The 14,388-nt window shown below is 59.6% G+C and carries 17 protein-coding genes; 7 read left to right on the forward strand and 10 right to left on the reverse strand.

Annotation, left to right across the window (positions count from 1 at the left end; genetic code table 11):
* Positions 1-36: 36 nt before the first annotated feature.
* Positions 37-663, forward strand: a complete 627-nt coding sequence (gene pncA, locus V6S97_RS05615) for a bifunctional nicotinamidase/pyrazinamidase (protein WP_004430808.1) — start codon at positions 37-39, stop codon at positions 661-663.
* Between the two features lie 151 nt (positions 664-814).
* Here pncA and V6S97_RS05620 read toward each other — a convergent pair whose 3' ends face one another.
* Positions 815-1,051 carry a DUF2164 domain-containing protein gene (locus V6S97_RS05620; protein WP_004430806.1) on the reverse strand — a complete coding sequence of 79 codons (237 nt, stop codon included), beginning with the start codon at positions 1,049-1,051 and terminating at the stop codon, positions 815-817.
* A 179-nt stretch (positions 1,052-1,230) separates the two neighbouring features.
* Here V6S97_RS05620 and V6S97_RS05625 point away from each other — a divergent pair, with 179 nt between their 5' ends.
* Both V6S97_RS05625 and V6S97_RS05630 read left to right on the forward strand, forming a co-directional pair.
* Positions 1,231-1,950 (forward strand): AzlC family ABC transporter permease, encoded by a 720-nt coding sequence (locus V6S97_RS05625; protein ID WP_060725086.1) that lies wholly within the window; start codon positions 1,231-1,233, stop codon positions 1,948-1,950.
* On the forward strand, positions 1,947-2,261 hold the full coding sequence (locus V6S97_RS05630) for an AzlD family protein (protein WP_004430802.1): 315 nt from the start codon (positions 1,947-1,949) through the stop codon (positions 2,259-2,261). Before V6S97_RS05625 ends, V6S97_RS05630 begins: the two co-directional genes overlap by 4 nt.
* On the opposite strand, the gene V6S97_RS05635 is transcribed toward V6S97_RS05630, so the two are convergent.
* Positions 2,258-4,099, reverse strand: a complete 1,842-nt coding sequence (locus V6S97_RS05635; protein WP_004430801.1) for an aminopeptidase P family protein — start codon at positions 4,097-4,099, stop codon at positions 2,258-2,260. The genes V6S97_RS05630 and V6S97_RS05635 overlap by 4 nt on opposite strands.
* 293 nt (positions 4,100-4,392) lie before the next feature.
* Here V6S97_RS05635 and V6S97_RS05640 point away from each other — a divergent pair, with 293 nt between their 5' ends.
* A complete protein-coding gene (locus V6S97_RS05640) occupies positions 4,393-4,566 on the forward strand; it encodes a hypothetical protein (RefSeq protein WP_003522343.1) in 174 nt (57 codons plus the stop codon).
* Positions 4,567-4,715: 149 nt separating this feature from the next.
* On the opposite strand, the gene V6S97_RS05645 is transcribed toward V6S97_RS05640, so the two are convergent.
* From V6S97_RS05645 to V6S97_RS05655, 3 genes are all read right to left on the reverse strand, one after another.
* Entirely contained in the window at positions 4,716-5,594 is an 879-nt protein-coding gene (locus tag V6S97_RS05645) for a 50S ribosomal protein L11 methyltransferase (protein WP_004430796.1), read from the reverse strand.
* Positions 5,595-5,674: 80 nt separating this feature from the next.
* Entirely contained in the window at positions 5,675-6,283 is a 609-nt protein-coding gene (gene sco / locus V6S97_RS05650; RefSeq protein WP_004430794.1) for a cytochrome oxidase assembly protein Sco, read from the reverse strand.
* Positions 6,284-6,422: 139 nt separating this feature from the next.
* Positions 6,423-6,719 (reverse strand): hypothetical protein, encoded by a 297-nt coding sequence (locus tag V6S97_RS05655; protein ID WP_223564867.1) that lies wholly within the window; start codon positions 6,717-6,719, stop codon positions 6,423-6,425.
* An 87-nt stretch (positions 6,720-6,806) separates the two neighbouring features.
* Between V6S97_RS05655 and V6S97_RS05660 the strand changes: the two genes are divergently transcribed.
* Positions 6,807-7,274 (forward strand): chemotaxis protein CheW, encoded by a 468-nt coding sequence (locus V6S97_RS05660; RefSeq protein WP_004430791.1) that lies wholly within the window; start codon positions 6,807-6,809, stop codon positions 7,272-7,274.
* A gap of 35 nt (positions 7,275-7,309) precedes the next feature.
* Here V6S97_RS05660 and V6S97_RS05665 read toward each other — a convergent pair whose 3' ends face one another.
* The 3 genes from V6S97_RS05665 to gcvA are packed head-to-tail and all read right to left on the reverse strand — an operon-like array spanning position 7,310 to position 9,402.
* Positions 7,310-7,801, reverse strand: coding sequence for a CreA family protein (locus tag V6S97_RS05665; RefSeq protein ID WP_004430787.1), 492 nt, complete (start codon positions 7,799-7,801; stop codon positions 7,310-7,312).
* Positions 7,802-7,847: 46 nt separating this feature from the next.
* On the reverse strand, positions 7,848-8,456 hold the full coding sequence (locus V6S97_RS05670) for a 3'-5' exonuclease (RefSeq protein ID WP_004430786.1): 609 nt from the start codon (positions 8,454-8,456) through the stop codon (positions 7,848-7,850).
* A gap of 43 nt (positions 8,457-8,499) precedes the next feature.
* Positions 8,500-9,402, reverse strand: coding sequence for a transcriptional regulator GcvA (gene gcvA, locus V6S97_RS05675; RefSeq protein WP_004430784.1), 903 nt, complete (start codon positions 9,400-9,402; stop codon positions 8,500-8,502).
* Between the two features lie 197 nt (positions 9,403-9,599).
* On the opposite strand from gcvA, the gene V6S97_RS05680 reads away from it, so the two are divergent.
* Together V6S97_RS05680 and V6S97_RS05685 are read left to right on the forward strand one after the other, a co-directional pair.
* A complete protein-coding gene (locus tag V6S97_RS05680; protein ID WP_035212713.1) occupies positions 9,600-10,529 on the forward strand; it encodes a DMT family transporter in 930 nt (309 codons plus the stop codon).
* Positions 10,530-10,709: 180 nt separating this feature from the next.
* On the forward strand, positions 10,710-11,243 hold the full coding sequence (locus V6S97_RS05685) for a GNAT family N-acetyltransferase (RefSeq protein WP_334426251.1): 534 nt from the start codon (positions 10,710-10,712) through the stop codon (positions 11,241-11,243).
* Between the two features lie 6 nt (positions 11,244-11,249).
* On the opposite strand, the gene V6S97_RS05690 is transcribed toward V6S97_RS05685, so the two are convergent.
* Positions 11,250-12,143 (reverse strand): aminoglycoside phosphotransferase family protein, encoded by an 894-nt coding sequence (locus tag V6S97_RS05690; protein ID WP_004430776.1) that lies wholly within the window; start codon positions 12,141-12,143, stop codon positions 11,250-11,252.
* A gap of 64 nt (positions 12,144-12,207) precedes the next feature.
* A complete protein-coding gene (gene ligA, locus V6S97_RS05695) occupies positions 12,208-14,382 on the reverse strand; it encodes an NAD-dependent DNA ligase LigA (RefSeq protein ID WP_111784827.1) in 2,175 nt (724 codons plus the stop codon).
* Between the last annotated feature and the right edge of the window lie 6 nt (positions 14,383-14,388).

Here is a 14,388-nt window from a genome sequence, read left to right on the forward strand (position 1 = left end):
GGCTTGGCATCCTGCCCTCAAAAAGGGAGGCACATCATGAAGGCGCTGCTGCTCATCGATATCCAGAACGGGTTTTGCCCGGGCGGCAATCTGGCCGTTGCCGATGGCGACAGGGTCGTGCCCATCGCCAATGCCCTGATCGACAATGGCGGCTACGATCTCATCGTCGCCTCGCAGGACTGGCACCCGGAAAATCATGGCAGCTTCGCCTCGCAGCATCCCGGCAAGAAACCTTTCGACATGGGCGAACTCTCCGGCAAACCGCAGATGATGTGGCCGGACCATTGCGTGCAGGGTACACCGGATGCGGAATTCCACCCTGATCTCAAGACGGAAACCTTCGATTACATCCAGCAGAAGGGCGAAAACCCCGCCGTCGACAGCTATTCCGCCTTTCGCGACAATGATCAGGGCGCGACGACGGGACTGGCCGACTATCTGAACCGCCAGGGTATCACGCAACTCGACGTCTGCGGCCTTGCCACCGATTACTGCGTCAGCTTTTCGGTGCTCGATGCCCTCGACATGCTGCCTGATGTGCAGGTGCGTTTCATCGAGGATGCCAGCCGCGGCATCGATCCGCAGGGCATCAAGGCCGCGATTACCACCATGCGGGAAAAGGGCGCAATCGTTCTCAAAAGCCGCGACATTCTGCGGGACTGAAGAACACTGGGCTTACCACTCTCCTCATCCCTGTGCCCGTCACAGGAATCCAGCCGACGCGCGTCTGCGCGGCGAGAGAGTCTTTCCAGCCCAAGGACTTGGGCTGGCTGGATCCCTGTGACGAGCACAGGGATGAGGAAGGAGAGTGCCGTTACCGCGGCTTCGGTTTCTCCAGAACGTCGATATCGCCTGCTGCATCCTCAAGGCGTCTCAGGATCGCGGCATGCGCATCCCTGAGCCCCTCATTATAAAAAACATGCCCCAGCTCCTCTGCCAGAAAGTCGACGAAGATCTCCGCCTGCAGATGGCCGATCTCGGTTTCGGTCTCACGGGCAAGATAATCCCTGATACGTGCGGCCAGCGCGGCCTTTTCCTGCTTTTCCAGCATCGATCTTCCATCGTCTGACTGTTGAGGTGCACGAGAAGACGGCGGTGAAGCCGGCCCGGCACCGGCCATATGGGGCGATACCGTAACGGAAGCTTCAAGTTAATCAATCGATCCATTCATGCAATTCGTTTGCCAGCCGGACGGGACGGCGATAGAGCGGCGGCAAGGAGTTTCCAGACATGTTCAATGCAGATTTTCGCGAGGGATTGAAGAGCGGTTTCCCGATCGCCCTCTCCGCCGCCCCCTTCGGTGCGCTGTTCGGCGCCGTCGCAGTCGATAACGGGCTGAGCGTCACCGAAGCCACGATCATGAGCGGCACCGTCTATGCGGGTGCAAGCCAGCTCGTTGGTATCGAACTGTTCGGCCAGAAGGTTGCCCCCTGGCTGATCGTTCTTTCCGTCTTCGCCGTCAATTTTCGCCATATCCTCTATTCGGCCGCCATTGCCCGGATGATCTCGAACTGGTCATTCCTGCAAAAAGCCGCTGGTTTCTTCGTGCTGGTGGATCCGCAATTCGCCGAATCGGTCAGGAAATATGAAAATACCGGCACGGTCGGCTTTTCCTGGTACATGGGCTTTGCCGCGCCCGTTTATGTGCTGTGGCTGGCCATGACCATTCTCGGCGCATCGCTCGGCAATATGGTCGGCGATCCGAAAGCAATTGGCCTCGATGTGCTGCTGCCGATCTATTTCATGGGCATGGTGCTGAGCTTCCGCCAGCGGGAGAATTTCTACCCTGTCATGCTGGCAAGCGCGGTTGGCGCAACGGTTGCCTATCACATCGTCGGCTCCCCGTGGCATGTGAGCCTCGGCGCGGTCGCCGGAATTCTCGTTGCGGTCCTTTATCCGCCGAAACCGAACGGCGCATCGAATTCTGAAAACGGGGTGGAAACGCCATGAGCGACATGCTGCACGCCGATACGCTGATCCTGATCGCGCTCGCCGCCATCGCCACCTACCTCACCCGCATCGGCGGTTATGTTCTGATGACGCGGATGAAATCCATCCCGCCACGCATGGAAGCGGGATTGAACGCCGTTCCGGTCGCGGTTTTGACCACGCTCGTCGCACCCGCCTTTTTTGAAGGCGGATACGAGGTCAAGATCGGCATGGTGGCCGCCCTGCTGGTCTGCCTGCGGTTTCCCGGCCTCACGATGCTGGCCGTCGGCTGGGCCATCGTCATCGCCATCAGGCATTTCGGGCTGCTTTAAGCGACCCGCTCCAATGGCCTCGTGGCGGCAACGAGCCACGTCTTAACCTCCTCGTCGGTGATCAAGGGAGAAAGCTTCTCCAGAACCCCGGCGTGATAGGTGTTCAACCAGTCGAGTTCTTCGTCGGTCAGGAGAGCGGTGACCACCAGCCTGCGGTCGATGGGGCACCATGTCAGCGTCTCGAAGGAGAACATCGGCTGGTCGCCGCCGGAGACCTCTTCCGCCTCGCGCACATAGATGAGGTTCTCGATGCGGATGCCAAAAGCGCCGGGCCGGTAATAGCCCGGCTCGTTCGACAGGATCATGCCGGACAGCAGTTCCTGCGTCGAAAGCCTTGAGATACGCTGCGGCCCCTCATGCACCGAAAGATAGGAGCCGACGCCGTGGCCGGTGCCATGGGCGTAATCCGCTCCCGCTTTCCAGAGCGCGATGCGCGCCAGCGGGTCGAGATCGCAACCACGCGTTCCCTTGGGAAACCGTGCGGTGCTGATGCCGATCATGCCTTTCAGCACCAGTGTGAAGAAACGCTTCTGCTCCTCCGGAACGGCGCCGATCGCAATCGTGCGGGTGATGTCAGTGGTGCCGTTAACATATTGCGCACCGGAATCGACGAGGAACATCTCCCCATCCGCAAGTGTGCGGTCCGTATCTGTCGTGACGCGGTAATGGATGATGGCGGCATGTTCGCCGGCACCTGAAATCGTGTCGAAAGATACGTCCTTGAGCGGGTTTTGCAGCCCCTGCCCCACCTTGATCCGAGCGGCCTCGAGCGCCCTGACGGCGGCAATTTCGGTGACGCTGCCGGGCTGCTGGCGGTCCAGCCAGCAGAGATATTCGACCATGGCCGCCCCATCCTGCACATGAGCGGCTGCCGAGCCGGCCAGCTCCGCCTTGTTCTTGCGCGCGCGCGGCAAGCGGACAGGATCAGCCTCCTCGATCAGGGTGCCGCCCGCCGCGGTAATCGCGCCGGTCAGCGCCACCGGCGTCAGATCGGCATCCACCATGACGCGACCTTTAGCGCTGGCAATGGCATGCAGGCGGTCGGCGATTTTCGAAGGCGGCAATTGTGTCGCGAGCTGCGCCAGATAAGCCTCGGTCTCAATGCCGGTCTTCCGCTTGTCGAGAAAAATATCCGCCCTGCCATCCGCATAGATGATGGCGCGCGCGAGCGGATGCGGCGTATGCGGCACGTCATTGCCGCGAACGTTGAAAATCCAGGCAATGGACGACGGATCGGTAACCAGCAGGGCATCTGCGCCCTTTGCCGAGACCGTTTCCGCCAGCGAGGCGATCTTTTCCTTCGCCAGCTTGCCGGTAAAGGCTTCGGGCTGGATAACGACGGGCTCCAGCGGCTCGGATGGACGGTCCTGCCACAGGACATCAAGCGGGTTCTTTTCGAGGAGAACGACCGAACCGCCTTTGCCGGCAAGCACCTTTTCCAGTCGCTTCAACTCCGCGCCGGTGTGCAGCCACGGATCGATGCCGAGCCGGAAACCCTGTGGAGCATGTTCGGCCAGCCAGACGGAGGGCGGCGCGCCAACCAGATCGCCGCCGCTGAAGATCGATTGATCGACCTGCGACTTGAGTTGCGTTGTGTAACGGCCATCGACAAAAACCACCGCCTCTGCGCGCGTCACCAGCGCAATGCCGGCGGAACCGGTAAAGCCGGTCAGCCATGAGAGGCGCTCGGCGCACTCAGGCACATATTCTCCCTGATATTCATCGGCGCGCGGCACCAGAAAACCGTCGATGCCGAGGGCGTCGAAACCGGCGCGCAACGCCTCGACACGGGCCTTGCCGAATTGGGGCGCGGATTTGTTTTCGAAGGTCTGGAACATGAGCGTCTTTCGGGAACTGTCATGAGAAAAACTGGACGGTCGCGCCATCAAATCATTGGCGCGCAACGACAATGCCATGCGGACAAAGCCGGTTTCAAGCCATATATGACAGATGGGATTGCGACGATAAATTGTGCATGTTTCGCGAAATAAGTAATACTCAAGGCAATATGTCATGCGAAAAACGCATATCTACCCTGAGATATCCCCTCTAACCAAACAAAAACACATCGCTTATCTTCAGGGCAACACAGCGAGAGAGACACTCTCATGGCAAACAAGGATTTGAAGCAATGGCAAAATCTTTCCTCCGCACCGCCTTCGATCGCGTCGTTGAAGCACGCGAGCGTCAGGTCAGCCGCCACGTCAACGCCGCCCTTCTGAACCTCGACGACAAGTCGCTGGAAGCGCTCGGCATGAACCGCGCCGATCTGCGTCGCAAGGCAAAGTCCAGCTACGTATTCTGATAATGTCCGGTGCGGAGATCCTCCCTCCGCCGCGCCGAACAGGAATACGTCGACCCGCTTGAGCAAACTCCTCCCATCTGCTCGCGGGTTTCCAGGCGGCGCGAAAGCGCCGCCTTTTCTTTTACCCCGAAAGGGATGCTGGGGAAGCTTCAGTCCTTGCGCAGGTGCAGCGTCACCCAGCCATTACGCCAGATCGTGCGGACATGGGAAAGCCGCGCGCCATTATAGGCGGAAAGCACTTTCCAGCGCTGCGACGCCAGAATGCCGGACAGGATGACGGTGCCGCCGGGCGCCAGATGCGTGACGAGCTGCGGCGCCATCTTGATGAGCGGCCGCGCCAGAATATTGGCAATGATGAGATCGAACGGGCCATGCTTGCGGAAAGCGTCCGAGTGGAAACCCGGCGCGGTCTCCAGCGCAAGCCCGGAGACGATACCGTTCAGCCGCACATTCTCCTTTGCCACCTTCACCGCGATAGGATCGATGTCGGTTGCAAGCACGGGAATAGGACGCATCTTGCGTACAGCAATCGCCAGAACGCCGCTGCCGGTGCCGAGATCCAGCGCATTGCGCACCGTCCTCGCCCGCAGAACTTCCTCGATCATCTCAAGGCAGCCGGCCGTCGTGCCATGATGGCCCGTACCGAAAGCCTGCCCCGCCTCGATTTCGATTGCCAGATCGTTCGCCTGCACCTTATCGCGATCATGGGCGCCATACACGATGAAGCGCCCTGCCCTGACCGGCTTCAGCCCCTCGAGCGACTTGGCGATCCAGTCAACGTCAGGAACGGTCTCCTTCTCGATGACGAGACCGGGAAAGGCAGGAGCAAGCAGCGCGCTGACACGCTCACGGAACTCTTCTTCCTGTTCAGCCATCAGATAGACCGAGGCTTCCCAGATATCGCGCTTTTCATCCACCTCGGTGGTGGCAATCGCGACATCCTCCTCGCCGAAATAGTCCGACATGAGATCGAGGATTTCACCCGCCTGGATTTCGGTCGTGGTGACGTAAAGTCGGATTTCGCTCACGGCGGGCTGCTTTCTCTGGCTAATAGTTCTGTGTCTGCCTTTGCCACAAAACCGCAGTCAGTCCAATAAGCCGCGCGTAATTAAACCTTCGTACCCTTCAGAAGATTCTGAAGTTTCTGCTCGGCGACATCGGGATTCTCACCATAGGCAATCGTCCCCGCAAAGCGGCCATTGGCATCGAGCAGGATGACGGACGCCGTGTGATCCATGGTGTAATCGCCATTCGGATCCTTCTCGTCCACCGGCACCTTCTTGGCATAGATGCGGTAGCCCTTCAGCGTCTCGGCAATCTTGTCGGCCGGGCCGGTGATGCCGGTGATCCGCTTCGAGACGTTGGAGACATATTGCTGCATGATCTCAGGCGTATCGCGCTCGGGATCGACGGAGACGAAATAGGCCTGAAGCTTGTCGCCGGCCGGGTCCACCTTCTCCATCCAGCCGTTCAGCTCGAACAGGGTTGTGGGGCAGACCTCCGGGCAATGGGTGAAACCAAAGAACAGCGCAGTAGGCTTGCCCTGAAAGGCTTTTTCGGTAATCGGCTGGCCGGTTTGCGCCGTCAGTTCGAACGGCACGCCATAGGCCGTCTCCACCATCTGCTCCCGGGTTTTCGTCATTTCGATCGTCAACCAGCTGACGACACCGGCGAGAACGAGCACGACGGCCCACAATACGATGCGAATATTTCTCATTTTCCAATCCTACCCCGAAAGCCGGCGGCATATCGCAGGCTCTGGCAGACAGATAACGAAAGGCGGTGGCGACGGCAAATCAACTGGGCGTATTTGAGCCGACCGCGCTGATTTGTCACAAATCCGCAGCGAAAAAACGTCAGAGGCACCAGGCGATGCCGCTCTGCACCGTAGACAGGAAAATATCCGTGCCGTGCCGCACCCAGCCGTCAAAGGCAAGAAGCACGATGGCAAGCGAGGCCACAGCCGCAAGACTTGCCAGAATAAACTTCAGCGGATGGGAAACGAGCGCGTTCATATGCCTATCATAACCGGTTTGGGTGGGCGCGAAAACCGCCAAAATACTGGGTTTTGCCGGCAGGCGCGGGGCAATTGTTAGGGAAAGTTTAAAATCTTGCTGTGCATTATGACCATAGCGGTTTTTAAGCCTCGACATGATGTCTCCCGGTCCATTCTCCGGCCACCGCATAAAGCTCAATCCTGCGCGGGCCTGTTAGAGAGCCATCAGAGGAAACCTGCCGTCATGTCCAACGCCATCAAGCAATCCGGCGCATATCTCGAAATCGTTTCCTTCCATTTGAGCGATCAGGAATTCTGCATCGACATCATGGCGATCCGCGAAATCCGCGGCTGGGCGCCGGTTACCCCGATGCCGCACACCCCGCCCTATGTTCTCGGCCTCATCAACCTGCGCGGCGCCGTCATTCCCGTCATCGACATGGCCGGCCGCCTTGGCATGAAAATGACCGAGCCCTCCGAACGCTCCGCCATCATCGTCACCGATATCGGCGGCAAGCTGGTTGGCCTTCTGGTGGAGCAGGTCTCCGACATGATGACCATCCGCTCCGAAGACCTGCAGCCCGCGCCCGATATCATTCCGGAAGAGCAGCGCAGCTTCTGCCGCGGCATCGTCGCGCTGGAAAAGAGCATGGTCTGCTTCCTCAACCTCGACACGGTCATTGCCGACGAGCTGGCGCGCGAAGCAGCCTGATCCAGGCATCTATAACGCAATTGCGGGGGCGAGCCTTACGGCTTGCCCTTTTCCCATGTGACCTGCTGGTTATAGAGCGGCACCGTGGAAATCGCCATCTTGGCCGAACCGTCAGTCAGCTCCCGTGCATGCACCAGATAGATAAGCGTGTCATTGGCCTTGTCATAGACGCGGCTGACGACCAGCTTCTTCCAGACCAGCGACATGCCTTGCCGGAATACTTCTTCCCCGCCCTTCGAGAGATCGATATCGCCGATCTCCACCGGCCCCGTCTGGCTACAGGAAATGGCGTTGTTGGATGGGTCTTCAAACCAATTGCCGTTCTTCAGCCGGTCGATCACGCCGCGCTCGAAATAGGTCACATGGCAGGTCACGCCCTTGATCTTCGGATCGGCAATCGCCTCGATGACGATGTCGTTGCCGATCCAGTCGACGCCAACCTCACCCACGACCTGCGAATGCGCGGCAGTGACCGGAAGCAATGTCAGAAAGCCCGCAAACAAACCCGACAGAGTTTTCGTCGTCATCGCATCTTCTCCGTTACGCTGCTTCAAACATAAGTGCGCGGAACGGTTACGCAACCCGGGAGACGGCGCGTTTTTTCATGCTGCAGGGCTGGTAACCGGTGGAGGTGAGACGGCCTGCGACCATGCCGATCTTTTCCGGCAGGTCGCGAACATGGGTGACGCGCAGCGCCTTGGCCGCCGCAATCGACGCTGCCGCGCAGACAACGGCATCTTCGGCGGCATTATGGTGCACGAAACGCAGCTGGAGGTGATGGGCAATGACATTCAGCTTATGCGATTCCAGCTGCGGCCAGACGTGCCGGGCGATCTTGACGCTGCACAGATAAGAAAGATCGGGATAGGACTGCCGGTACTTGTCGAACGACGCCCGCATGACACTGAAATCGAAGGCGGCATTATGGGCGATCATCGTCGCACCGTGGAAGTCGTCGATGAACTCCTCCATCACCTCAGGGAATTCCGGCGCGTCCTCAACATCGGCAGGCCGAATCCCGTGTACGGCGATGTTGAAGGGCGAAAATCGCATGTCCTTCGGCCGGATGAGACGCTCCTCGACGCGAACGATCTCGCCGCCCTCTATCCACGCAAGTCCGACGGAGCAGGCGCTGCCCCGCTCCTCATTGGCGGTCTCGAAATCGATGGCGATGGTTTTCAAGAGTGATTCCCGTTGTTTCATTCCGGCATAAACCGGATTGGCCTCAAAGAGAACGGGCCTCGGCTGAACGCGCTTCCGAAAGCATCCAGTCGATGAGTGTGACCAGATCGGGATTATCGAGCATACGCCTGGGATAAACGAGGAAATAGGCAAGCGTACTGGCCATGTCCTTGCCGAAGGGGGCGATCAATGCGCCTTCCGCAAGCTCGCGGGAAACGAGCGAACGCCGGGTCAGCGCAATGCCGTGCCCGGCCTTGGCCGCATCCAGCGCGCCATTGCTGTCGATGAAGACGGTACCGCCGGAGGCGTCGACATCACGCGCGCCCGCCGCTTCCAGCCAGCGCCGCCATTCATTGCGGTTTTCATCGTGTAGCAGCGGAACGGACTTCAGATCACCCGCCTCCTGAAGCGGCCCATATTTTTCAAGAAGCTGCGGCGAGCAGACCGGCAGCGTGCTGTCATCAATGAAGCGGATACTCTCAAGCCCTTCATACCGGCCAAAACCATGCCGCACCGCCAGATCGACGTCGTCCCTTGAAAAATCCACCAGCCGGTTCGTCACGCTGATGCGGACATCCACATGCGGGTGTCGCTGCTGGAAGGCCGGCAATCGCGGCATTAGCCATTGCACGGCGAAAGTCGGGGTGCAGCTGAGCGTCAGAATGGTGATCTCAGATCGCGCCGTTAGTTCCGCCGTCGCCTCGCGCATCATCCGGAAGGCAGTGCGAAGCGCGCCGTAATAACGTTCCCCTTCACGCGTCAGCTGGATGCTGCGCGGTTTGCGGGAAAAAAGCTGCACACCAAGCCGCGCCTCCAGCTCCCGGATTTGCAGGCTAACCGCGCCGGGCGTGACATCCAGCTCATTGGAGGCAAGCGTGACGCTGCGATACCGCGCTGCGGCCTCGAAGGCCTGCAGTCCTTTCAGAGAAGGAAGTTCGGCTGCCATGATTTAGCTCACCTCAATTATCGCACGAGAAACAATCGTTTGAAAACATCATAAAACAGGGAGTAAATAGACGCAACAAGACCTGAAATGCAGTGAAAGCCATCAAACTCCGATTTGAGCTAAACTCAACCGATATCGGGTGGATGGCGGCGGTCCCGTCTGCAATCATGTCGATGCTCATGCTTTGGGAGATGATGATGGCGATACAGAAACAGATGGATGCCGGTGAATGGGCGATGCTTGTCGCGCTTTCGCTCCTGTGGGGCGGATCGTTCTTTTTCATCGGTGTCGCGGTCAAGGAATTGCCGCCGGTCACCATCGTTACGCTGCGGGTCACCCTTGCCGCCACAGCGCTTCTAATCGTCTGCCGCATCATGGGCCTTCGCCTGCCGCGCGAAGGGGCGGTGTGGCGTGCGTTTTTCGGCATGGGCCTGCTGAATAACATCATTCCCTTCTGCCTGATCGTCTGGGGTCAGACCCATATTGCCAGCGGGCTTGCCTCGATCCTCAATGCCACGACGCCCCTCTTCACCGTCATCGTCGCGCACTTTCTGACCGCCGACGAGAAGATGACCGGCAACAAGCTCACTGGCGTTCTGATCGGCTTTGTCGGCGTGGCGACCATGATCGGCCCGGCCGCCTTTACCGGCTCATCTGGTCTCTGGGGCCAGATCGCCATTCTTGGCGCCGCCGTCTCCTATGCCTTTGCCGGCATTTTCGGCCGCCGCTTCAAGGCCATGGGCGTGCCGCCGCTGATGACCGCCACCGGCCAGATTTCCTCTTCAACACTGATGCTGATCCCGGCCGCCCTTCTCATCGATAAGCCTTGGACACTCGCCATGCCTAGCCTCGGCACCTGGGGCGCGCTGATCGGCATCGCCCTCCTGTCGACAGCGCTCGCTTACCTCATCTTCTTCCGTATTCTTGCCAGCGCCGGCGCCACCAACCTTGCCCTCGTCACTTTCCTCATCCCGGTCAGCGCCATCCTGCTCGGTTCGCTGCTGCTCGGCGAGCAACTGGAAATGAAGCACTTCGCCGGCATGGCAATGATCGCCGCCGGTCTTGCAGCGATTGACGGCAGGTTGCCGGCAAAACTCAGAAGCCTGCTGCGCAACGCCCCGGCTTGACAGAGCTACACGGCAAAAGCATTCTGCGCGCATGATCGCGAAACAGAACACCACCCGTCGCCATACCATCACCGGCCACCCGGCAGGGAAAGGTATGTCGTCGCTTTAAGCGATCCATTTCCACCCTGCCATTAGAGCAGGGTTCGCAAGCCTGCTCCCATACGCCCCAAGGAGACAGGCATGCAGAACGTGAAATTTGCCGATAATGAAGATGATCAGTTCCGGTTACGCGACATCCTCCTGCGCGCGCCGCGCCTGGATGATGCCGAAGCCCTGACCGAACTGTTCAACCTGCCGGGCGTCCGCCACGGCACGCTGCGGCAACCTTTCCAGTCTGTGGAAAAGACCAGAAAGGCAATGGAGAACCGCGGTCCGAACGATATTTCGGTCATAGGCGAATGGCGCGGAAAGATCGTCGCCAATGGCGGGCTGTTTCGCAGGGCGGGACGACAGGCCCATATCGCCGACCTGGCGATCAGCGTTCACGACGATCTCGCGGGAAAAGGGGTGGGGTCGCACCTTCTTGGGGCGCTGATCGACACAGCGGATAACTGGCACGATATCCGCCGCATCGAGCTCAACGTCTTCACGGACAATCTCCCGGCAATCCGGCTCTACGAGAAATTCGGTTTCGAGCGCGAGGGCACCCTGCGCAACGATGCCTATCGTGATGGAAAATACGTCGATGCCCATGTGATGGCACGACTTCGATAGGCGCTTTCAGTGTAGAAGGTGGTCCGCAAACACTTCCCGAATGGTCCGTCGCGACCATTCGGCCATTCTTTCGTTCCGCCCGCGCTCGGCATCCAGCACGATCAGCGCCTTCCACAGCGCCCAGCCGCGCCCGCGCTGCCATGTGGCATCATCAAGCTCCAGCGCCTGACGAAAAACGGCACGGCTTTCGGCATTGAGCACATTCCAGGCGAGAATGAGATCGGAAGATGGATCGCCGACGCCGGAACTGCCAAAATCGATGACGGCTGAAAGGCGGCCGTTCTGCACCAGCAGATTGCCCTCGGCAATGTCGCCATGCACCCAGACACCCTGCCCCTGCCAGCGGCTGGAAAGCGCCAGCTGCCAGATCTCCATGGCCAGCGCATGATCCACCTCATCGGCAAGGCGTGCTGCCGAGGCCTGCGCCTCCCCGTCATAGACCGAGAGGGACCCGCCGCGATGAAAGTTATGCGCGCCCGCGCGTGGGCCATCCGAAGCATCCACGCCGTGCAATGTTTTCAAAAACGCGGCAATATCAATAGCGACAGTCGAAAGATCGACGCGCTCCAGATGCCGTGCGAGAGGTTCGCCCTCAAGCCAGCGATAGACGGACCAGCAGAACGGATAGCCTTCTCCCGGCTGCCCCAGCGCCAATGGTGCAGGGATCGGAAAAGGCAGGAGCGGTGTAAGCGCCGGCAGCCACCGGTGCTCCTTTTCCACCTGCGCAACATAACGGGCGGCACTTGGCATGCGGATCAGCATGTCGCCACCAAGGCGAAAGCTGCGATTGTCCCAGCCGCTCAGTTCCACCGGCCGGACCTCGAGATCGGCCCATTGCGGAAACTGGTTGGTGACCAGCGCCCGGACCTGCTGTGTGGTGACGACGATGCGGTCATCCATGCTGTGCTCTCCGTCTCAGGCGCAAAGCTTTAGCGGCAGAGGACAACATTGCCATGACGGCGCATCAGCCGCCGATCAGCGCCAGCCACTCGTCTTCATCCATGGTCTGAACACCCAGTTCCGCCGCTTTGGCAAGCTTGGAACCGGCTCCCGGTCCTGCGACCAGAATATCGGTCTTTTTCGAGACGGAACCCGCAACCTTGGCGCCGAGGCTTTCGGCCCGGGCCTTAGCCTCATCGCGGGTGAACTTTTCCAGCGAACCGGTAAACACAACCGTCTTGCCTGCCACCGGGCTGCCTTCGGTAGAGGGCTTTTCGGCCTCCTTCGGGCGAAGCTCCCGTATCAGACGGTCGATGACATCGAGATTGCGCGGTTCCTTGTAGAACTCGATGATGGCGCGGGCCACCACCTCGCCAATGCCGTCGATGCTGTTGAGTTCGGCCCAGGCATCGCTCGCCGGATCGGCCGCCGCCTTCATGCTCTCTTCGAAATGTTCGTAAGTGCCATAGGATCGCGCCAGAAGCTTCGCCGTGGTCTCGCCCACATGACGAATACCGAGCGCGAAGATCAGCCGGTGCAGATCGATTTCGCGGCGGGCGTCGATGGCATCGAACAGCTTCCTGACACTGACCTTGCCGAAGCCGTCGATATTCTCGAGCTTGGTGAGGTGAGAGCCTTCCTGCCGCGCCTTCAGCGTGAAAATATCAGGCGCGGTCTTGATCGAGAGCGCCGGATCGTCGCTTTCAAAGAAGAAGTCTATCTGCTTGGTGCCGAGCCCTTCGATATCGAAGGCATTGCGCGAGACGAAATGTTTCAGGTGCTCCACCGCCTGCGCCCGGCAGACGAAACCGCCGGTGCAGCGCGTGACCGAATCGAGCTTGCCGGTCTTTTCGTTGCGCTCCCGCACCGCATGGCTACCGCAAACCGGACATTTCTCCGGGAATGCATATTTCGCCGCCTCGGCCGGGCGCTTTTCCAACAGTACATCCAGAACCTGCGGAATGACATCACCGGCGCGCTGCACAATGACCGTGTCGCCAATGCGGATATCGTGATCCTCCGGGCGGATGCGCTCGCCGCTATTGCCGATACCTTCGATATAATCGGCATTATGCAGCGTCGCATTGGTGACAACGACACCGCCGACGGTGATCGGGGTGAGACGCGCGACCGGCGTCAAGGCGCCGGTACGTCCCACCTGAATTTCAATGTTCTCAACCGTCGTGAATGCCTGCTCGGCCGGGAATTTATGCGCGGTCGCCCAGCGCGGGCTGCGCGAGCGGAAGCCCAGTCTCTCCTGAAGGTCGAGCCGGTCGACCTTATAGACCACACCGTCGATATCATAATCGAGATCGGGCCGCGCAACGCCGATTTCATTATAATGTTCAAGCAATTGCTGGGCGGAGGTGAATCGCTTCATCAGCGGATTGACCGGGAAGCCCCATTCCCTGAACTTCTCGACGATGCCGTATTGCGTATCGGCAATCCGCGTCGGCTGGCCGCCATTCGAAACCTCACCCAGGGCATAGGCAAAGAACCTGAGTTTGCGTTTCGCCGTCACATTGGCGTCGAGCTGGCGCAGCGAACCGGATGCCGTGTTGCGCGGGTTCACATAGGTCTGCTTGCCTTCGGCCTCCATCTGGGCGTTGAGCGCCATGAAGTCGCTCTTCGCCATATAGACCTCACCACGAACCTCCACCACATCGGGCGCGTCCGAAGGCAGCTCGTTCGGGATTTCCTTGATGGTCCTGATATTGGCGGTGACGTTTTCGCCCGTCGTGCCGTCACCACGCGTCGCCGCGGTCTTCAGCCTGCGGTTCTCGTAGCGGATCGACATGGAAAGCCCGTCGATCTTCGGCTCGGCGGTAAAGGCGATGGAATCATCAGGCAGATGCCCGAGGAAGCGATAGACAGAACTCACGAAATCCCGCAGATCCTCTTCCGAAAACGTATTGTCGAGCGACAGCATCGGCCGCGCATGCACGATTGGCGCAAAGGTCGGAAGCGGCGCGAAGCCGACTTTCTTCGATGGGCTATCGGCCCGCACCAGCGCTGGAAAAGCCGTCTCGATGGCATCGTTGCGCCGCTTCAGCGCATCATAATCGGCGTCCGAAATCTCCGGCGCGTCCTTGCCGTGATAAAGGGCGTCATGGCGAGCAAGCTCGGCCGCCAGAAATGCGAGCTCGGAAGAGGCTTCAAGCTCGGTGAGGTTTTCGACGGATTTCTGGTCTTTCGACATGACGGC

The organism is Agrobacterium sp. CCNWLW155, assembly GCF_036888815.1.
Taxonomy (GTDB): Bacteria; Pseudomonadota; Alphaproteobacteria; order Rhizobiales; family Rhizobiaceae; genus Agrobacterium; species Agrobacterium radiobacter.